The following is an 18834-nucleotide window of genomic DNA, read 5'->3' on the forward strand; positions in this document are numbered from 1 at the left end:
AATGAGGAACTCATGACTGCCACTGTCAATCAGACTCCGCCGGCCGCCACCGGTGGTGTCGGTCGTGTCGCCCGCGTCATCGGCCCCGTCGTCGACGTCGAGTTCGCAGCGGACCAGATCCCCGAGATCGGCAACGCGCTGCTCGTGGACACCGAGGTGATGGGCGAGAAGCGCACCATGACCATGGAGACGGCCCTGCACATCGGCGACAACCTCGTGCGCGCGATCGCTCTGAAGCCCACCGACGGCATGCGCCGCGGTTCCGAGGTGCGCGACACCGGCGCCCCCATCTCCGTGCCCGTCGGCGACATCACCAAGGGCCACGTCTGGAACGTGACCGGCGACGTCCTCAACGTGGACCCGTCGACGATCGAGATCACCGAGCGCTGGCCCATCCACCGCCCGGCTCCGAAGTTCGACACGCTCGAGCCGCGCACCGAGATGTTGGAGACCGGCATCAAGGTCCTCGATCTGCTGACCCCCTACGTCAAGGGCGGCAAGATCGGCCTGTTCGGCGGCGCCGGCGTCGGGAAGACGGTGCTCATCCAGGAGATGATCTACCGCATCGCCCACAACTTCGGCGGCACCTCGGTGTTCGCGGGAGTGGGGGAGCGCACCCGCGAGGGCAACGACCTCATCAACGAGATGGAGGAGGCCGGCGTCCTCAAGGACACCGCGCTCGTCTTCGGACAGATGGATGAGCCCCCGGGCACCCGTCTGCGGGTCGCGCTGTCGGCGCTGACCATGGCCGAGTACTTCCGCGACGTCCAGAACCAGGACGTGCTGCTGTTCATCGACAACATCTTCCGCTTCACGCAGGCGGGTTCCGAGGTGTCGACGCTGCTGGGCCGTATGCCGTCGGCCGTGGGCTACCAGCCGAACCTGGCGGACGAGATGGGTCAGCTGCAGGAGCGGATCACGTCGACCCGGGGACACTCGATCACCTCGATGCAGGCGATCTACGTGCCCGCCGACGACTACACCGACCCGGCCCCGGCCACCACGTTCGCCCACCTGGACGCGACCACGGAGCTGTCGCGAGAGATCGCGTCGCGCGGCCTGTACCCGGCCGTCGACCCGCTGTCGTCGTCGAGCCGCATCCTCGACCCGCAGTACATCGGTCAGGAGCACTACGACACCGCGGTGCGCGTCAAGCAGATCCTGCAGCGCAACAAGGAACTCCAGGACATCATCGCCATCCTCGGCGTCGACGAGCTGTCCGAGGAGGACAAGATCGTCGTCAACCGGGCCCGGCGCATCCAGCAGTTCCTGTCGCAGAACACCTACATGGCGGAGAAGTTCACCAACATCCCCGGCTCGACGGTGCCGCTGGCAGACACCATCGAGGCGTTCCAGATGATCACCCGCGGCGACGTGGACCACATCGCGGAGCAGGCGTTCTTCAACGTGGGCGGCATGGACGACGTCATGGCCAACTGGTCGAAGATCCAGAAGGAAAACTGATCGTGTCGCGACCCCCGCTGCAAGTCGAGGTCGTCGCGGCGGACCGGCTCGTCTGGTCCGGCGAGTCGGTCAACATCATCGCGCGCACCGTCGAGGGCGACATCGGCATCCTGCCCGGCCACGAGCCGCTGCTGGCCGTCCTCGTCCCGTGCGTGGTGGAGATCGTCACCGCCGACGGACGCAGCGAGTCGCTGGCCGTCGACGAGGGCTTCATCTCCGTGGCCCACAACCGCGTCTCCGTGCTCGCCCAGGTGGCGACGCTCGGGCACGAGGTCGGGCTGGAGGAGGCGCGGCGTGAGGCGTCCACCCTGGAGGCCAGGGCCATGCAGGGCGACGCGGACGACGACGAGCTCCATCACCTGAGGATCCTCCAGGCGCAGATCCGCGCCGGCGAGAGAGCCACGACCTAGCACACCGTTCAGGGCGGCCCCCGCGGGGGCTGCCCTGAACGCATAGTGGGGCAGTGCCCCAGGAGGAGGATCGGGGCCGCATGCCGTGGCAGTTCATCGTCACGACGGTCGTCATCGTCGCGCTGATTCTGCTGCCGTTCGCCCTGCTCTACCTCCGCCGCCGCTGGCTCACCGGCCAGGGCGGCCTGTTCGACTGCGCCCATCGCGTCCGCGACGACACGCCCGGCCACGGGTGGGCCCTGGGCGTGGCCCGATACCGTGGCGAGAACCTCGAGTGGTTCCGGTCCTTCTCCCTCGGGTTGACCCCCAAGCTGGTTCTGCAGCGGGCGGGGACCACGTACGTGCATCAGCGCAAGCCGGAGGGCCTCGAGGCGATCGCGCTGTTCGCCGACTCCATCATCGTCACGGTCAAGGACCGGGTGACGGGTCACCTGCACACCCTGGCGATGTCGCGCGACGAGGTCCTGGCCCTGATGAGCTGGCTGGAGTCCGCCCCGCCCGGCAGCCACTATCTCCCGGGCAGCGCGGACTCGCCGCGCTAGCGCGCCCCTTCCGGCTTCTCGCGGTCGGTGCCGGGCACCCAGAGGATCTCCCCGTCGGTGCCGTTGGCGGCGCGCGACATGATGAACAGCAGGTCCGACAGCCGGTTCAGGTAGGTGACGGCGGCCATGTTGACGCCCCCCTCGGGGTCCGTGCCGTGCTCCTCGACGCAGCGCCAGGCCGCCCGCTCCGCGCGGCGCGTCACGGTGCGGGCCACGTGTAGCTGGGCCCCCGCGTGGGTGCCGCCGGGCAGGATGAAGCTGCGCAGGACCGGCAGGCCCTCCTGCAGCTCGTCGCAGAACCCCTCCAGGCGCTCGACGGAGGACTGCTCGATCCGCAGGGGCGGCCAGGCGGGCGCCGGATGCAGGGGTGTCGAGAGGTCGGCGCCGACGTCGAAGAGCTCGTTGCTGATCAGCTGCAGCATCTCCACGACCCGCGGCGGCAGGCCGCCGATGGCCAGGGCCACGCCGATCGTGGCGTTCGCCTCGTCCACCTGGCCGTACGCCTCGACGCGGAGGTCCGTCTTGCGCACCTCGGAGTTGTCCGAGAGCCTCGTGGAGCCGGCGTCGCCGGTGCGGGTGTAGATCTTCGACAGTGTGACCATGGCCTCAATCTATGCCAAGCTGGACGCCGTGCGCATCCGACCCCTCGCCCTCCTCGCCGTCCTGGCCCTCCTCGCGACGGGCTGTCAGAACGCCAACGACTCGGCAGGCGACGCGGTGGCCGGCGGCGCCGGCGTGACCTGTGAGTACCCGCCCGAGGGGGAGCCCGCGCGGCCCGTGGACCCGCCGCGCAGCGAGAACGTGTCCGACCAGGGGACCGTCGGGGTCACGCTGCACCTCACCGCCGGGGACGTCTCCCTGACGCTCGACCGGGCCACGGCGCCGTGCACCGTCAACTCGTTCGTGTCCCTGGCCGAGCAGGGGTTCTACGACGACACCGAGTGCCACCGCCTCGTTGACTACGGCATCTTCATCCTGCAGTGCGGGGACCCGACGGCCACCGGCACCGGCGGGCCCGGCTACACCATCCCTGATGAGCTGAACCCGCCGCCGACCTACCCGGCAGGGACGGTCGCCATGGCGAAGCGGCAGCCGCCGAACACCGGCGGCTCCCAGTTCTTCCTGGTATGGGCGGACACGCCGCTACCACCGGAGTACACGGTGTTCGGCACCATGGATCAGGCCGGACTCGACGTGGTGGCAGGGATCGCTGCGCAGGGCGTCGACGGGACGGACCAGACATCGCCCAACGCCGAGGCCCGCATCGAGTCGGTGTCCCTGGGCTGACGGCGGCCCGCCTCAGGCGTCCGCGAGGAGGTGCCGCACCACCGCGACGAAGCCGTCGGGGTCGTCGGCGTGCACCCAGTGCCCCGCCTTCTTGAGCGTCACCTGCAGCACGCGCGGGAACAGCCGGCGCATCGGTTCCAGGTGCTCGGGCTGCACGTAGGGGGAGCGCCCGCCGTTGACCCAGAGCACGGGGCCGTCGAAGTGGCCGTCGATGGCGGGCCAGCCGCCGACGGCGTGCAGGGAGTCGCCCATCAGGTCGAGGTTGGCCTGCCAGAACCAGGTGTCGCCCTTGCGCCGCAGGTTCTGCAGCAGGAAGCGCCGCACGACGTCGTCGGGGATGAGTTCGGAGAGTTCCTCGTCGGCCTGCGTGCGGCTGGTCAGCGAGTCGAGATCCAGCGTCCGCAGCGCCGCGACCAGGTTGACGAACTGCGCGGCCGCGACGTTGCGGGCGGGCGAGATGTCGACCACCATGAGCCGGTCCACGAGTTCGGGCCGCCGCAGCGCCAGCCGCATCGCGACCTTGCCGCCCAGCGAGTGACCGATCAGCGCCACCGGATGGCCGAACCGCTGCTCGAGCCAGTCGCCCACGACGTCGGCCTGGTTGTCCAGCGTGAACGTCTCGGTCCACGACGACCGGCCGTGGTTCGGCAGGTCGACGAGGTGACAGGTGGCCACATCGCCGAGCCGTGCCGCGACGGTGCCGAAGTTCTTGCCCTGCCCGAAAAGCCCGTGGAGGAACACGGCGTGCGCGGGGCCGGAGCCGACGACCATCTCGTGCAGCGTCATCGCGGCAGCCGCCAGCAGTGTGGGTGCCAGTGGCGCCGGACCTCCAGCCCGGACTCCGCGCCGAGTGGCGGCGTGTCGGGCCACGCGACCAGGTGCGGGGTCCCCGGAGCAACGCGCTGGTCGCAGCCCGGACACCGGTACTCCTTGACCGCCCGGTGCGCGGGGACGTCGCGGACGATCCAGGTGCGGCCGCCCCGGCTCTCCCGCCGCTGCGAGCCGCCCGAGAGGAGGGGGCGCGGCGCACGGAGGTGCTTGGACGGACGGCGGGCCACTAGAAGAGCCGCTCGTCGGCGTTGTCGAGCCCGCGCAGGGCGTCGTAGTCGATGAGCCGCCACTCGATGCCGCGGTCGCTGGCAAGGGTGCGCGCCTGCGGCTTGATCTGCTGGCCGGCGAAGATGCCGCGGACGGGGGCGAGGTGGGGGTCGCGGTTCATGAGCTCGAGATAGCGGGTCAGCTGCTCGACACCGTCGATCTCGCCGCGGCGTTTGACCTCCACCGCGACGTAGGAGCCACGGTCGTCGCGCAGGAGCAGATCGACCGGGCCGATGGGGGTGAGATACTCGCGCTGCACGAGGCTCAGCCCGTCGCCGAGCGTGGCGGGGTGGTCGGCGAGCAGCGCCTGGAGGTGGGCCTCCACGCCGTCCTTCTGCAGGCCCGGATCGACACCCAGCTCGTGGGCGGAGTCGTGGAACACGTCGGCCACCGAGATGCGGAGGGTGTCGCCGTCCTTGGCGCGCACCTGCCAGACCTCCGTGACCCCCATGCTCGCGGCGGCGTCCGGGTCAGGTGCCTCCACCTGCAGTGTGCACGGGGGGCTCATCCAGTTCAGCGGCTTGTACGCGCGGTCGTCCGCGTGGACCGAGACCGACCCGTCGGCCTTGACCAGGATGAGGCGCGTGGCCATCGGCAGGTGCGCCGTCAGCCGGCCGACGTAATCGACCTGACACTTCGCAACCACGAGACGCACGCCGCCACCCTACCAAGTGCGGGTCAGGCGGCGTCCAACGCGGGCTGCACGATCTCGCGGTGGAGCAGCAACAGCGCGGCCGTGGTGGGGATGGCGATGACGGCGCCGATGACGCCGAAGAGCATGCCGCCGATGATGGCCGACAGCACGACGAGGGCCCCCGGCACCTTGACGGTGCGCTTCAGCACGGTCGGGTAGAGCACGTACGCATCGAACTGCTGGTAGATGAGGAAGTAGATGATGGTGGCGATACCGATGGTGGGGTCGACGGCGAAGCCGACGATCGCGACGCTCGCCATCGCCAGCGAGGAGCCGACGAGGGGGATGAAGCAGAACATCGCCACGACGAAGGCCAGCGCCAGGGAGTAGCTGCCGAGTCCGGCGATGTTCATGAAGATGAAGGCGCTCACGGACGCGACCGAGACGATGACGAACATGCCGGTGATGTAGCCGGAGACGCCGCGGAAGATCTCTTCGGCCAGGTAGCGGGTGCGGGGGCGCCGGCTGGCCGGAGCCAGCGAGTAGATCGTCTCCTTGATCGTGGGCAGGGAGGCGAGGAAGTAGATGGTGAGCACCAGCGTGACGATCACCGAGAACACCAGGTTGGCGACCAGCCGGCCGGCGCCCCACAGGCCCCCGAACAGGTTCTCCAGCAGGGCGCCCGAGGAGAAGAACTCCGTCACGGTGCTGGTGATCTGGTACTGCTCCTCCCACTGCGCGATCTGGGGCTGCCGCGCCAGGTTCTGCAGCATGCCGGGCAGGTTGCGCATGAGGGTGGCGGTCTGCTCAGTGAGGATGGGCACCAGCGCCGTCACGCCGAGGGCGATGACCGCGAGCAGCGTCACCGCCACGATGGTGACGGCGAACCCGCGGGGGACCCGCCGACGCCGCAGGAACTCGACGGCGGGGCTGAGCCCCAGAGCCAGGAACAGCGCCAGCACGACGAGGATGAGGACGCTCTGGACGGTCAGGACGGCCTGGGCCAGAGCCACGGCCATGAGGACGCCGAGCGCACCCATGAAGCCGAAGAGGAACGGCGACGGCCAGCGCGGCTTCTCCTCCGGCGGGGGCGGCGTGAACGGGACGGGGACGATCACCGGCTCCGGCGTCGGTGTCATGAGGGTGCGCGCCCCTCGCCGGACCTTCGTCGCGGCGCGCCCGAGGAGGGAACGGTGTGGCCTCGGCGCCGGCTCGGGGACGGCGGCTGGGGCGCTGGGGTCGGTCACTGGGGTGTGTCATCCTTCCGGATCACAGTGGTGGGGGAGTCCTCGAACCCGGCGCTCGACTCCTCCGCGAGCGCGCGCAGATTCCCGAGCTGGGCCAGCGCCGCGCGACGGCGCCCCTCGAGCGTGCCGATCTCGCGCTCGAGCTGCTCCTTGCGCCACGCGATGCGCTCCTCCAGCGCGGCCTCGGCGTCGCGGGTGCGGGTGCGCAGGATCGCCAGGGTCTCCTCGCTCTCCCGCATGGCGGCGAGCCTGATCTCCTCGGCCGCGGCCACGGCCTCGGCGCGGATCCGCTGGGCCTCCTCACGGGCCGCGGCGACCCGTGCCTGGACGTCCGAGCCGTCCTGCTCGGTGCGCGCGAGGCGTTCCGTGACGACGCGCTCCGCCTCGGCGGCCGCCTGTGCGGTGGCGGCGGCCTGTTCCTCGGCGGCGCGCTCGGCGGCGAGCCGGAGCTCGCTGGCTGTGCGCTGGGCCTCGAGCCGGACGCGCTCGGCTTCAGCGGTGGCGGCGTCGACGATGGCCGATGCGCGGGTCGTGGCCGCCTCCACGATGCCGTCGGCCTTGATGCGCGCGTCGGCGACGATGAGATCGGCGTCCCGCCGGGCGGTCTCCAGGGCCTCCTTGCCGGCCTGGGCCTGCTGTTGCCGCAGCTCGCGCAGCCCGGCGAGCCCGGTGAGCCGCACGTCGTCAGCCTCCTGCTGGGCGGACTCGCGCAGCGACGCCGCGGTCCGGCGGGCCTCCGTCTTGATCCGCTCGCCCTCGTTCTCGGCCTGGACGACGATGTCGGCCGCCTGCGCCTCGGCCGCGCGGAGCAGCCCTGTGGCGTGGGCGCCGAGGCGCGTGAAGTCGGTCGTTCCCTGCTCGGCACGGACGAACTCGAGCTCGCGGGTCCGCTCCCGCACCTGCAGTTTCAGCTGGCTGACCTTCGATTCCACTTCGCGGACGTAGGTGTCGACGGCGTGGCGGTCGTAGCCCAGCATCGAGTGGGGGAAGCTGCCCGCGGCCGTGGCTCGGTCGTCGAACAGGTTCAGCCCGGTCTCTTCGCTGTCGAACTCAGGCATCGGATGCTCCTTCGGTCAGATCCAGGACGAGCCTAGCCCCTCCCGCTGACACGGCACGGGGCGGAACGCCGCGCGTTCCGCCCCGTGATCGTCAGCCTCAGTGGGCCGCCGGCTCCTTGGGGAGCTCGACGAGCTCCAGCAGCACGCCGCGGGCATCCTTCGGGTGGACGAAGTTGATCCGGGAGCCGCCCGTGCCGCGCTTGGCCTCGGGGTACAGCAGGCGCAGGCCCCGCTCGCGGAGGACGGCGCTGACGTGGTCGAGGTCGGCGACGCGGTAGGCCAGCTGCTGGATGCCGGGGCCGTTCTTGGCCAGGAACTTGCCGATGGCCGAGTCCTCACGCAGGGGGGCCAGGAGCTGGATCTTCGCGTTCTCCTCGCCCTGTTCGCCGGTGCCCAGCATCGCCTCGGCGACGCCCTGCTCCTCGTTGACCTCGCGGTGGAGTTCACGCCAGCCGAACGCCTCGGCGTGGAACTTGACGGCCTCGTCGAGGTCCGGGACGGCCAGGCCGACGTGATCGATGCAGATGAAAAGATCAGAGTTGTCCATGGCCACGAGTCTTCCACACGGGGTGCCGCACGAGGACGGCGGGGTGGGATCTCGTGGGCGTCGGTCGGCGCGTCGTCCCGGAGAGTCTGCGCACGTCGGGCAGACTTGCCCGAGACCCTGTGAGGAGGAGGCCGCTCGTGATCGGTTGGGTGAAGAAGGCCCTGTTGCTGCTCATCGCCGCATTCGTGCTGTTCTACCTGTTCACACGCCCTGAGGCCGCCGCGGAGGCCGTGCGCGCGTTCTTCGGGGCCTTCGAGGCGATCGGACGGTTCTTCACCACGCTGGCCGCGTGAGGTGAACGTCTGGCGCGGCCTGGTCGAGCCCGACGTCCAGGGCCACCTGCTGGTGGACGAGGGCGAGGTCATCATCGACGAGGTGCGCAAGCACTGGGCGGCGACGTTCTGGTGGTACGCCCTGGCCGCGCTCAGCATCCCGCTGTTCTGGACGGCCGTGTGGGCCGGTGACTACTACGCGGTTCCGTTGGTCCTGGGTGTGGCCGCGCTCGTCGTGGGCCTGTGGAAGGTGCACGTGCAGCGCATGGACCGCTTCGTCATCACCAACATGCGTGTTTTCCGGGTGCACGGCGTCTTCGACCGGTCGCTGGCGACCATGCCCATGACGCGGATCCTCGATATCTCCATGTACCGCTCGCTCATGGGCCAGGTGCTTGGCTACGGGCACTTCGTGTTCGAGTCGGCCGCGCAGGGCCAGGGACTGCGCGAGATCCGCTACGTCGGCGACCCGGACCGCCGCGACCTCACCATTCAGCGGGTCATCCAGCGGTCCGGGCTGCGTCAGGTCATGCGGATGGATCCCATCGTGCTGGACGACCCGAACGACGCCGACGGGCTCTGAGACTCAGGCGCCCAGCGCCCGGTCCACCAGGTCCCTGGCGGCCGACTGCACGGCGGCCAGGTGGTCGGCGCCCTTGAGGGACTCCGCGTAGATCTTGTACTTGTCCTCGGTGCCGGAGGGGCGGGCGGCGAACCATGCGCTGGGCGTGGTGACCTTGATCCCGCCGATGGCGGCGCCGTTGCCCGGAGCATGGGACAAGACGGCGGTGATCTGCTCGCCGGCGAGCTCGGTGACGGTGACGTCGTTGGCGCCGAGGCGGCCGAGACGGGCCTTCTGCTCGCGGCTGGCGTCGGCGTCCACCCGGGCGTAGTAGGAGCGGCCGAACTCGGCTTCCAGCTCTGCGTACAGCTGCGACGGCGTCTTGCCGGTCACTGCGATGATCTCGGAGGCGAGCAGGGCCAGCAGGATGCCGTCCTTGTCGGTGGTCCACGTCGAGCCGTCGCGCGCCAGGAAGGAGGCGCCGGCCGATTCCTCGCCGCCGAAGCCGATGGAGCCGTCGGTCAGGCCGGGCACGAACCACTTGAAGCCGACGGGCACCTCGACGAGGCGACGCCCGAGCTTCGCCGCGACCTTGTCGATGATCGACGACGACACGAGCGTCTTGCCGATCCCCGCGTCGGCCGCCCACCCCGGGCGGTGGGAGAAGAGGTAGCTGATCGCCACGGCCAGGTAGGCGTTGGGGTTCATCAGGCCGTGGTCCGGCGTGACGATCCCGTGCCGGTCGGCGTCCGCGTCGTTGCCCGTGGACACCGAGAAGGCGTCGCGCTTGCCCACGAGCGAGGCCATCGCGTCGGGCGACGAGCAGTCCATGCGGATCTTGCCGTCGGTGTCGAGCGTCATGAAGCGCCACGTCGGGTCGACGGCGGGATTGACGACCGTGATCGGTAGCCCGAGCTCGGCCAGGTGCTCCCAGTACTGCACCGACGCGCCGCCCATCGGGTCGGCGCCGTGCACGAGCCCCGAGGCCTTGATGGCGTCGAGGTCGATCGCGGTGGCCAGCTCCTGGCAGTACGGGGTGCGGTAGTCGTAGCGGTTGACCTCGGCCGAGGCGTAGGAGATGCGCCGGATGGCGGACGGGTCGGCCATCAGCTCGTTGGCGCGGGCCGCGATGACGGTCGTCGCGTCCGAGTCGGCGGGTCCGCCGTTGGGCGGGTTGTACTTGAACCCGCCGTCACGGGGCGGGTTGTGCGACGGCGTCACGACGATGCCGTCGGCCTGCGCCGAGTGCTCGCGGTTGTAGCGGATGATCGCCCGCGACACCGCCGGGGTCGGGGTGTACTCGTCCTCGCGCTCGGCGCAGATCTCCACTCCGTTGGCCGCCAGGACCTCGATGGCCGTGGTCCAGGCGGGCAGCGAGAGCGCGTGCGTGTCCTTGCCGATGAACAGAGGGCCGCTGGTGCCCTGGGCGCGGCGGTACTCGACGATGGCCTGCGTGGTGGCGGCGATGTGCAGGTCGTTGAAGGCCGTGTCCAGCGACGAGCCGCGGTGCCCCGACGTGCCGAAGACCACCATCTGGTCCGGGTTGGCCGGGTCCGGCGTGCGGTCGTGATAGGCGGCGAGAAGCTCGTCGACGTTGATCAGGTCCTGGTCCTGGGCCGGCTGCCCGGCGCGCTCGTGTGCCATGGCGCCATCCTAGTGGCGGGGGCTGGCGCCGGGGAGCCTCCGCCGATCAGAACAGGACGCTGGCGAGCCGGCGGCGCGCCTTCAGCACGACCGGCTCGGCGCGCCCGACGACCTCGAACAGCTCCAGCAGGCGCACGCGGATGGGGTCGCGCTCGTCGGCCGGCAGCTGCCCGGCCAGGCCCAGCAGCCGGTCGAAGGCCTCCTCGTAGCGGCCCTGGATGATCTCGAGGTCGGCCGCGTCCAGCTGGGCCGCCACGTCGGTGGGCCCGGCCTCAGCGCGCGCCACGATCGTCGCGGGGTCGAAGCCGGCGCTGCGCACCAGCAGCGCGGCCTGTGCGCGGCCGGCGAGGGCCTCGGCGTCGCCGGGAGTCTCCTTGAGCAGGGCGTCGAACTCCGCGACGGCGGCCTCGAAATCGCCGGCCTCGAGTGCCGCGTCGGCCTTGGCGAACCGGGGGTTCCCGGCGGGGGCCTCCGCCACATCGGGGGAGCCGGCTGTTGCGACGGGCTGCGCGCGTCCCGTCATGCCGTTGGCGATGGCCAGCTGGGCGATCTGGTCGAGGATGGCCGAGATCTCCTCGCGGGACTTGGTGCCCTGGAAGAGCGGGGCCAGCTGGCCGCCCACGACGGCGACGACGGTGGGCACGGCCTGGACGCCCAGGGCCTGGGCCACGCGCGGCTCGGCGTCGACGTCGACGCGGCCGAGCAGGAATTTGCCGCCGGCCGCGTTGACCAGTTCGGCCAGCGTGTCGGACACGACCCTCCCGTTGGGGTCGCGCGGCGAGTGGAACTCGAGGATGACGGGGTACTGCGAGGACTTGGCGGCCACCGCCTGGAAGTCGGCCTCCGCCACGTCCATGACGTAGCCGCCCGACGCGGGGGCGGGCTGGGACAGGGACGAGAGGTCGACGGCGCCGGGGCGCGAGAACGCAGCAGAAGTCATGGGTCCATCTTGGCCGCACACCTGGGCCCGATCAACCGACGACGACAGCTCCGGGCCCGCCGAGCCGGTACCGGCCGCCCCCGAGGTCGGCGACATCGCCCCACGCGGCGAGGATCCGGCCCTCACTGAGGTCGACCTGCGCGCCGTCACCCCGCGTCGCGGCGACGCGCACGCGGCCGCCCCGCGTCATCACCACGGTGTCGGCGTCGACGACCCGCACGTCGACGGACGCCAGCGCCGGGTCCCGCAGCTCGGGCCGTTCGCCGCGGAGCTCGATGAGCCGGCGGTACCAGGCGAGCATCTCCGCGTGGGCGGGCTCGGCGAGCTCCTGCCACTGCAGCACGGCCGAGCGCCAGGTCTCGCGATCCTGCGGATCAGGGGTCGGGTCGCTCCACCCCATGGCCGCGAACTCGCGGGCGCGCCCCGCCGTGACGTGCGGGCCGAGGTCGGGCCCGAGGTCGCTGAAGTACGGGAACGGGCTGGAGGCCGCCCACTCCTCGCCCTGGAACAGCATCGGCGTATAGGGCGACAGCAGGTACAGAGCGGCGGCCGCGGCCTGGAGGTCGGGGGAGGCGTGCCGGTCGAAGCGGTCGCCGAGTGCGCGGTTGCCGACCTGGTCGTGGTTCTGGAGGAACACGACGAACGAGTGCCCGTCGTAGAGGGGGCTGGCGGGATCCACCGGCGCGCCCCACTTCGTGCCCCGGAAGGTGGACGGCCCGCCGTCGTGGACGAAGACGCGGGTGAGGGCGTGGGCGAGGACCTCGGCGGTGCCGAAGTCGACGTAGTAGCCCTGCGTCTCGCGAGAGAAGAAGCTGTGCAGCGCGTGGTGAACGTCGTCGGCCCACTGCGCCGCCATCCCGCGGGCGTCGGGCACCGAGCCCAGGGGCGACACCATGGCCGGCTGGTTGAGGTCCGACTCCGCGATGAGCGTCAGGGGGCGACCCACCTCGTCCGCCCACGCCGCGACATCGTCCGCCAGCTCGGCCAGGAAGTGCCGGTCCGAGTCGTCGCGCAGCGCGTGGACCGCGTCGAGGCGCAGAGCGTCCGCGCCGACGTCGACCAGCCAGTGCCGCGCCGACCCGAGCAGGAACGCCCGTACCTCGTGCGCGTCGGGGCCGTCGAGGTTCACCGCGTCCCCCCACGGGGTGGAGTGGCGCGACGTGAAGTACGGGCCGAACTGGCCGAGGTAGTTGCCCTCAGGGCCGAGGTGGTTGTGCACGGCGTCGACGACGACGCCCAGGCCGCGCTCGTGGCAGGCGTCGACCAGGCGGGTCAGGCCCTCGACCCCGCCGTAGGCAGGATGGGCCGCGTAGAGCGCCACGCCGTCGTAGCCCCAGCCGCGTTCGCCGGGGAAGGCCGCCACGGGCATGAGCTCGATCGCCTCGACGCCGAGCTCGACGAGGTGGTCGAGGCGGGCGACGGCCGCGTCGAAGGTGCCCTCCTCGGTGAACGTGCCGATGTGGAGCTCGTAGAGCACGGCCCCGCGCAGGTCCCGGCCGCGCCAGCCGGTGTCCCGGCGCAGCAGCGCGGGGTCGACGACCTCGCTGGGCGCGTGGACGCCGTCGGGCTGCGCCAGCGAGCGGGGGTCGGGCCGCGGGTCGCCGCCGTCGAGCCGGAACGCGTAGCGGGCGCCGGGGGCGAGGTCCACCTCGGCCTCGAACCAGCCGTCGCCCCGCGGCCGCATGGGGTGCTCGGCGCCGCTGGTGGCCAGCGCCACGGACGCGGCGTACGGGGCCCAGACGGCGGGCCTCATCGGGCGGCCACCAGGAGGGCCACGGGGAGGTCGCCCAGCACGTCGGCCAGCGCGACGGCGCCGCCCTCCACCTCACGTCCGGTGAACGCGTCGGTGTAGCGGCCCTCCGGGAGGATCACCTGGTGCTCGCTCCAGCCGCCGCGCTCGGCCAGGGTGGTGGGGAGCCGGGTGGCGACCGCGACGGCCGTGACGCCGTCGTCCCGGATGCCGCGCGCGAAGGCCACCGCGTGGCCACTGGTGCTCGGCACGGGGGCGTACGTGGCGGTCTCGCCGCGGAACGCGTCGGGATGGTCGCGGCGGAGCCGTAGCGCGCGGCTGGTGACCAACAGCTTCTCGGCGTCCAGGCTCTGCTGGCGCGACGCGTCGACGGCGGCGAGCAGGTCGGCCCGATGCACGTAGTCCACCGGGCGCCGGTTGTCCGGGTCCACCAGCGACAGGTCGACGACCTCGCAGCCCTGATACACGTCCGGCACGCCCGGCATGGTGAGCTGCAGCAGCTTGGCGCCCAGGACCGCGCAGCGCACGGACTCCTGCGTCACGGCCGTGAAGGCGTCCAGCGCCGCGACGCATCGCTCGTCGGTGAGCGCGAGGTGCGCGAGGTCCAGCACCGCCTGCTCGTAGGCCTGGTCCGGCGCGGTCCAGGTCGTGTGCTGTTTGGCCTCGCGCATGGCCTTGGTGAGGTAGGCGTCGAGCCGCTCGGCGGTGATGGGGGCGGCGCCGGCCAGCGTCCCCGGCAGGCGCCAGGTGGCGGCGAGCGTCTGCCACAGCAGCAGCTCGGTGGGGCCGTCGACGGCGTGGCGCTGGCCGTCGGTCGCCGCGCGCAGCTCAGTGACGCAGGCGTCCCAGTCCTTGGCGTGCTCCAGCAGCGCGGCGAGCCGGGCGCGCACGTCCTCGGAACGCTTGGTGTCGTGGGTCGACAGCGTGGTCATAGTCGCCGGCCAGTCCGTGGTGAGCTGCTCGCCGAAGCTGTGGAAGTCGTCGACGGAGACGCCGACCAGCGTCGGCTCGCTGCCGACCTCGTTCACGCCGATGAAGCGGGACCATCGGTAGAAGGCGGTGTCCTCCTTCGACTTGGCCATGACGGGGCCGCAGGTCTGGGCGAAGCGGACCATGAACTCGGCGCGCAGTTCGGCGATGTCCTGCTGCGCGTCTGGGAGTTCGGTGGTGACGGGGTGCGCGGCCACGGGCGGCAGCGAATCCGCGCCGCCGGTGCCCGCGACGCCGGTGTCGCCGCAGGCGAGCGCGACGATGAGGTCCAGCGTGGCCTGCTCGTCCTCGTCGAGGTCGGCCCGGGCGCGGTCCGCGGCGTCGACGATGACCTGGCGCTCCGCGTCGGGGGCCGGCAGGCCGGGCTCGACATAGGCGCGGTAGCGGTCCATGTGGATGAGCAGGGCGCGGATGGCGCGGTCGAGCTGGCGCCGGGTGTGGTCGCGGAGCCGGACGTCGGAGTCGCAGATTGCCACCGCGATGGACACCAGGCGGTTGACCTCCGCGAACAGCATGGAGCGCACGACCTCCTCCTTCGCGCGCAGCAGGGAGGCGGTGAACCAGCCCTCGCCGGGCGCGACGCGCTCCCACAGCTCGTCGAGGCGGGGCAGCTGCGCCGGGTCGTGGAACAGGCCGGCCACCCGCAGCAGCGCGTCGTAGCCGGTGGTGCCGGCGCAGCGGGAGCCGGCCGGCAGGGTCTCGTGCGGCTCGAGGATCTTCTCGACCACCACCCAGCAGCCGCCGGTGGCGCGCTGCAGCTTCTGCAGGTAGCCGCGCGGCGTGGCGAGGCCGTCGGGGTGGTCGATCCGGAACCCGTCGATCAGCCCCTCCTCGTAGAGGCGGATGAGCAGCGCGTGGCTGGCGTCGAACACGTCCTGGTCCTCGACGCGGATCGCGGCGAGGGTGTCGACGTCGAAGAAGCGGCGGTAGTTGAGCTCGTCGTTGCCGACCTTCCAGTACGCCAGGCGGTACCACTGCTGGTCCAGCAACTCGTCGAGCGGCAGGTCCTCGGTGCCGGGGCGGATCGGGAACACGTGGTCGTGGTAGGCGACGACGCGCTGCGGCGTTCCCGCGATGTCGCGCTCCTCGACGACGATGGAGCCCTCGGCCAGCTCGTCGCCGATGCGGCGGCCCAGCACCGGCATGAGGATGGCCCGGGAGCGGCTGAGGTCGATGTCGAACCAGCCGGCGAACTCGGACTCCGGGCCGGCGCGCAGGACGTCCCAGAGGGCGCGGTTGAGCCACAGCGGCGTCGGCACCGCCATGTGGTTCGGCACGACGTCGACCACCAGGCCCAGCCCGTGCTCGCGGGCGGCGGCGGCCAGCCGGCGGAAGCCGTCCTCCCCGCCGCACTCCGCCGAGATGGCCGCATGGTCGACGACGTCGTAGCCGTGCATGGAGCCGGGGGCCGCCTGCAGGATGGGGGAGCAGAACAGGTGCGACACCCCGAGCGAGGCCAGGTAGGGGACCTGGGCCACGGCGTCGTCGAACGTGAATGCGGCGTTGAGCTGGAGGCGGTACGTGGAACTGGGAGTCGTCGGCACACCCCCAGACTAGGTGGGGCGGGCCGCACGCGTCGACCGTCCGCCGGCCCGTCGGGCGGCCTTGACCGCCTCCTCCACGAGAATCACGACGACGCCCGCGCCGATCGCCACCGCCCAGTGCGACCACGCCAGGGGCGCCGTGCCGAACGCGTGCTGCAGCACCGGGACGTAGACGACGGCGACCTGCAGCGCGGCTGCGCCGGCCAGCGACACCCACAGCCAGCGGTTGGTGAACAGGTGGTCCAGCACGCTGGCGCGGTCGGAGCGGCTGTTGAGGGCGTTGGCGAGCTGCATGAGGACGAGTGCCGTGAACACGGTGGTGCGGGCGGTGTCGAGCTCGGCCCCGGCGGGGGCGGCCCGGTCCAGCCCACCGAGCAGCCCGCCCGGGAGCGTCAGGTCGTACACGACCAGGCTGAGCAGACCCATGAGGGCGCCGATGCCGAGGATGCGCTGCCACATGTGCCGGTCGATGATGCGGTCGTCCGCGCGGCGCGGGGGCCGGGCCATGACGTCGTCGATCTCCGGGTCCACGCCCATGGCCAGGGCCGGGCCGGAGTCGGTGACGAGGTTGATCCACAGGATCTGGGTGGCCAGCAGCGGCACCACCGCGGCGCCGGGGTTGGCGGGGTCGGCGAGCCCGATGACGGTGCCGAGGGTCACGCCCAGGAACACGGTGGCGATCTCGCCCATGTTGGAGCTCAGCAGGTAGCGCATGAACTTCTTGATGTTGTCGAAGATGACCCGGCCCTGCCGGACGGCGGCGACGATCGTGGCGTAGTTGTCGTCGCCGAGGATCATCGCCCCGGCCTCCTTGGTCACCTCCGTGCCCGTGATCCCCATCGCCACCCCGATGTCGGCCGACTTCAGCGCAGGGGCGTCGTTGACGCCGTCGCCGGTCATCGCGACGACCTGCCGGTCGGCCTGCAGCGCGTCGACCACCCGCAGCTTGTGCTCCGGCGCCACCCGCGCGTAGACGTTCGCGGTGCGGGCGGCCTCCGCGAGCTCCGCCGGGTCGACGTCGGCGAGGTCGCGGCCGGTGATGACGGCCGTGTCACCGGGGCGCGTGATCCCCAGGTCGGCGGCGATGCGGGCCGCGGTCACGGGGTGGTCTCCCGTGATCATGACCGTGCGGATCCCCGCCCGCTGGGCCTCGCGGATGGCGGCCGCGGCCTCCTCGCGCGGGGGGTCGAGCAGCGCCACGAGGCCCCCGAAGATGAGGTCGCGCTCCGCGGGCTCGTCGAAGGTGCCGGCCTCGGTCGCGGTCGCGGGCCGCCAGGCGACGCCGAGCGTGCGGTAACCCTGGCCGCTCAACTCCTCGACCATGGCCGCCAGCTCGCGCCGCCTCCCGGGGGTGAGGGGGCGCGCACCGTCGGCGACCTGTTCCGACACGCAGCGCTCGAGCAGCACATCGGCGGCGCCCTTGGCGAACACCGAGTGGCCCCGGGCGGGATGCCGGCTGAGCACCGACATCATCCGGCGCTCGGAGCTGAACGGCACCTCGGCCGCCCGGTCGTGTCCGCTGCTGAGCTCGTGCGCGCCGTCGAGCTTGCGCGCCGCCACGAGGAAGGCCGCCTCGGTGGGGTCGCCCTGGATCTCCCACGATCCGTCCTGCTGCGACAGCTGCGCGTCGTTGGCGACCGAGCCGGCGACCAGGGCCCGGCGGGCCTCGTCGAGCGTGGCCTCGACGTCGCCGTCGACCCGGACCTCGCCCACGGGCGTGTATCCGGTGCCGCCGAGGACGACCCGACCCGACGCGGTGACGATCTCGCGCAGGGTCATCTCGTTCTTCGTGAGCGTGCCGGTCTTGTCCGAGCAGATGACGGAGACCGAACCCAGGGTCTCCACCGAGTGCAGGTCCTTCATCACCGCGTTGCGGCGGGCCATGGCCTGGACGCCGATGGCCAGGACGAGGGAGAGGATGGCGGGCAGCCCCTCGGGCACGGCCGCCACGGCCAGCGAGACGCCCATGAGCAGGACGTCGACGGCGCCCTCAAGCGTGCGGACGCTGTTGACGAGCGCGGTGGTGATCATGACGACGACGGCGATGACGACCACCAGCAGCCCGAGCGTGGTGGAGATGCGGGCGATCTCGCGCTGCAGGGGCGTCGGCTCGGACTCGGTCTCGTCGAGCAGGGTGGCGATGCGCCCCATCTCGGTGTCCATGCCTGTCGCGGTGACGACGGCGCGGCCCACGCCCCGCGCCACGGCGGTGCCCTTGAACACCATGTTCGCTCGGTCGCCGAGGGCGCCCGGCTCGTCCAGCGGCTGCGGGGACTTCTCAGCGGCCTCGGACTCGCCGGTCAGCGACGCCTCCTGCACGCGCAGCGCCGTGGCGGTGAGGAGGCGGGCGTCGGCGCCGACGGCGTCGCCCTCGGCCAGGACGAGGATGTCCCCGGGCACCAGGTCGGTGGACGCGACGGTGGTGAGCAGCCCGTCCCGCAGGACGGTGGAGCGGGTCGCGGTGAGGTCGGCGAGGGCCGCGACGGCCCGCTCGGCGCGGTTCTCCTGCACGTAGCCGATGACGGCGTTGGCCGCGACGATCAGGGCGATGACGGTCGCGTCGACCGGGAGTCCGACGGCGCCGTCGACGGCCCACGCGATGATCGAGATGACGATGGCTGCCAGCAGGAGGTAGATGAGCGGGTCGGCGAACTGGCGCAGGAAGCGCCGCCAGGCAGGGTCGGGGGGCGTCGCGCGCAGCTCGTTGGGCCCGTGGATCTCGCGGCGGGCGGCCACCTCGGCCAGGGACAGGCCCTCGGCCGGGTCGACGGCGAGGGCGAGGGTGACGTCGGCGGGGGGAAGGAGGGTGACGTCGCGCGTCGCGTCGGCCATGTCTCCCATTGTG

Annotated in this window: 18 protein-coding genes; 6 read left to right on the top strand and 12 right to left on the bottom strand. The window is 71.8% G+C overall.

What is annotated here, in order from left to right; all coding sequences use genetic code 11:
• Nucleotides 1-12: 12 nt before the first annotated feature.
• The 3 genes from atpD to BCR15_RS06090 all read left to right on the top strand — a co-directional run bounded on the left by atpD (nucleotide 13) and on the right by BCR15_RS06090 (nucleotide 2416).
• On the top strand, nucleotides 13-1464 hold the full coding sequence (atpD, locus tag BCR15_RS06080) for a F0F1 ATP synthase subunit beta (RefSeq protein WP_068751296.1): 1452 nt from the start codon (nucleotides 13-15) through the stop codon (nucleotides 1462-1464).
• 2 nt (nucleotides 1465-1466) lie between these two features.
• On the top strand, nucleotides 1467-1874 hold the full coding sequence (locus BCR15_RS06085; RefSeq protein WP_068751297.1) for a F0F1 ATP synthase subunit epsilon: 408 nt from the start codon (nucleotides 1467-1469) through the stop codon (nucleotides 1872-1874).
• A gap of 80 nt (nucleotides 1875-1954) precedes the next feature.
• The gene (locus tag BCR15_RS06090; protein WP_068751298.1) at nucleotides 1955-2416 is read left to right on the top strand and encodes a DUF2550 domain-containing protein; all 462 of its coding nucleotides are present in this window, start codon (nucleotides 1955-1957) and stop codon (nucleotides 2414-2416) included.
• Here the strand turns inward: BCR15_RS06090 and BCR15_RS06095 are convergent.
• The gene (locus tag BCR15_RS06095) at nucleotides 2413-3018 is read right to left on the bottom strand and encodes a cob(I)yrinic acid a,c-diamide adenosyltransferase (protein ID WP_068751299.1); all 606 of its coding nucleotides are present in this window, start codon (nucleotides 3016-3018) and stop codon (nucleotides 2413-2415) included. The two genes, BCR15_RS06090 and BCR15_RS06095, sit on opposite strands and share 4 nt — an antisense overlap.
• On the opposite strand from BCR15_RS06095, the gene BCR15_RS06100 reads away from it, so the two are divergent.
• Nucleotides 3017-3703: a peptidylprolyl isomerase gene (locus BCR15_RS06100; RefSeq protein WP_068751300.1), complete on the top strand. Its 687-nt coding sequence runs from the start codon at nucleotides 3017-3019 to the stop codon at nucleotides 3701-3703. The two genes, BCR15_RS06095 and BCR15_RS06100, sit on opposite strands and share 2 nt — an antisense overlap.
• Before the next feature lie 12 nt (nucleotides 3704-3715).
• Here the strand turns inward: BCR15_RS06100 and BCR15_RS06105 are convergent, their stop codons facing one another.
• The 6 genes from BCR15_RS06105 to mce all read right to left on the bottom strand — a co-directional run bounded on the left by BCR15_RS06105 (nucleotide 3716) and on the right by mce (nucleotide 8287).
• Nucleotides 3716-4489 carry an alpha/beta fold hydrolase gene (locus tag BCR15_RS06105; RefSeq protein ID WP_068751301.1) on the bottom strand — a complete coding sequence of 258 codons (774 nt, stop codon included), beginning with the start codon at nucleotides 4487-4489 and terminating at the stop codon, nucleotides 3716-3718.
• Nucleotides 4486-4824, bottom strand: coding sequence for an Rv1322 family protein (locus tag BCR15_RS15560; protein ID WP_500809112.1), 339 nt, complete (start codon nucleotides 4822-4824; stop codon nucleotides 4486-4488). Before BCR15_RS15560 ends, BCR15_RS06105 begins: the two co-directional genes overlap by 4 nt.
• Nucleotides 4761-5456, bottom strand: coding sequence for an endonuclease NucS (gene nucS / locus BCR15_RS06115; protein WP_068751303.1), 696 nt, complete (start codon nucleotides 5454-5456; stop codon nucleotides 4761-4763). Before nucS ends, BCR15_RS15560 begins: the two co-directional genes overlap by 64 nt.
• A 23-nt stretch (nucleotides 5457-5479) precedes the next feature.
• Entirely contained in the window at nucleotides 5480-6682 is a 1203-nt protein-coding gene (locus tag BCR15_RS06120) for an AI-2E family transporter (RefSeq protein ID WP_068751304.1), read from the bottom strand.
• The gene (locus tag BCR15_RS06125; RefSeq protein WP_068751305.1) at nucleotides 6679-7740 is read right to left on the bottom strand and encodes a DivIVA domain-containing protein; all 1062 of its coding nucleotides are present in this window, start codon (nucleotides 7738-7740) and stop codon (nucleotides 6679-6681) included. The genes BCR15_RS06120 and BCR15_RS06125 overlap by 4 nt, the downstream gene beginning before the upstream one ends.
• Nucleotides 7741-7837: 97 nt before the next feature.
• Nucleotides 7838-8287: a methylmalonyl-CoA epimerase gene (gene mce / locus BCR15_RS06130; RefSeq protein ID WP_068751306.1), complete on the bottom strand. Its 450-nt coding sequence runs from the start codon at nucleotides 8285-8287 to the stop codon at nucleotides 7838-7840.
• A gap of 137 nt (nucleotides 8288-8424) precedes the next feature.
• Between mce and BCR15_RS14920 the strand changes: the two genes are divergently transcribed.
• Both BCR15_RS14920 and BCR15_RS06135 read left to right on the top strand, forming a co-directional pair.
• The gene (locus BCR15_RS14920) at nucleotides 8425-8580 is read left to right on the top strand and encodes a hypothetical protein (RefSeq protein WP_176715194.1); all 156 of its coding nucleotides are present in this window, start codon (nucleotides 8425-8427) and stop codon (nucleotides 8578-8580) included.
• A 1-nt stretch (nucleotide 8581) separates the two neighbouring features.
• A complete protein-coding gene (locus BCR15_RS06135) occupies nucleotides 8582-9142 on the top strand; it encodes a PH domain-containing protein (RefSeq protein ID WP_068751307.1) in 561 nt (186 codons plus the stop codon).
• A 3-nt stretch (nucleotides 9143-9145) separates the two neighbouring features.
• On the opposite strand, the gene pgm is transcribed toward BCR15_RS06135, so the two are convergent.
• The 5 genes from pgm to BCR15_RS06160 are packed head-to-tail and all read right to left on the bottom strand — an operon-like array spanning nucleotide 9146 to nucleotide 18821.
• Nucleotides 9146-10765: a phosphoglucomutase (alpha-D-glucose-1,6-bisphosphate-dependent) gene (gene pgm / locus BCR15_RS06140; protein ID WP_068751308.1), complete on the bottom strand. Its 1620-nt coding sequence runs from the start codon at nucleotides 10763-10765 to the stop codon at nucleotides 9146-9148.
• Between the two features lie 46 nt (nucleotides 10766-10811).
• Nucleotides 10812-11705 carry a tetratricopeptide repeat protein gene (locus BCR15_RS06145; protein WP_068751309.1) on the bottom strand — a complete coding sequence of 298 codons (894 nt, stop codon included), beginning with the start codon at nucleotides 11703-11705 and terminating at the stop codon, nucleotides 10812-10814.
• Between the two features lie 31 nt (nucleotides 11706-11736).
• Nucleotides 11737-13458, bottom strand: coding sequence for a malto-oligosyltrehalose trehalohydrolase (gene treZ / locus BCR15_RS06150; RefSeq protein WP_068751310.1), 1722 nt, complete (start codon nucleotides 13456-13458; stop codon nucleotides 11737-11739).
• Nucleotides 13455-15989 (bottom strand): malto-oligosyltrehalose synthase, encoded by a 2535-nt coding sequence (gene treY / locus BCR15_RS06155; protein WP_068751311.1) that lies wholly within the window; start codon nucleotides 15987-15989, stop codon nucleotides 13455-13457. Before treY ends, treZ begins: the two co-directional genes overlap by 4 nt.
• 9 nt (nucleotides 15990-15998) lie before the next feature.
• Entirely contained in the window at nucleotides 15999-18821 is a 2823-nt protein-coding gene (locus tag BCR15_RS06160) for a cation-translocating P-type ATPase (protein ID WP_197971677.1), read from the bottom strand.
• Nucleotides 18822-18834 lie beyond the last annotated feature (13 nt).

Origin of the sequence: Tessaracoccus lapidicaptus (assembly GCF_001693815.1) — a bacterium.
GTDB classification, from domain to species: domain Bacteria; phylum Actinomycetota; class Actinomycetes; order Propionibacteriales; family Propionibacteriaceae; genus Arachnia; species Arachnia lapidicapta.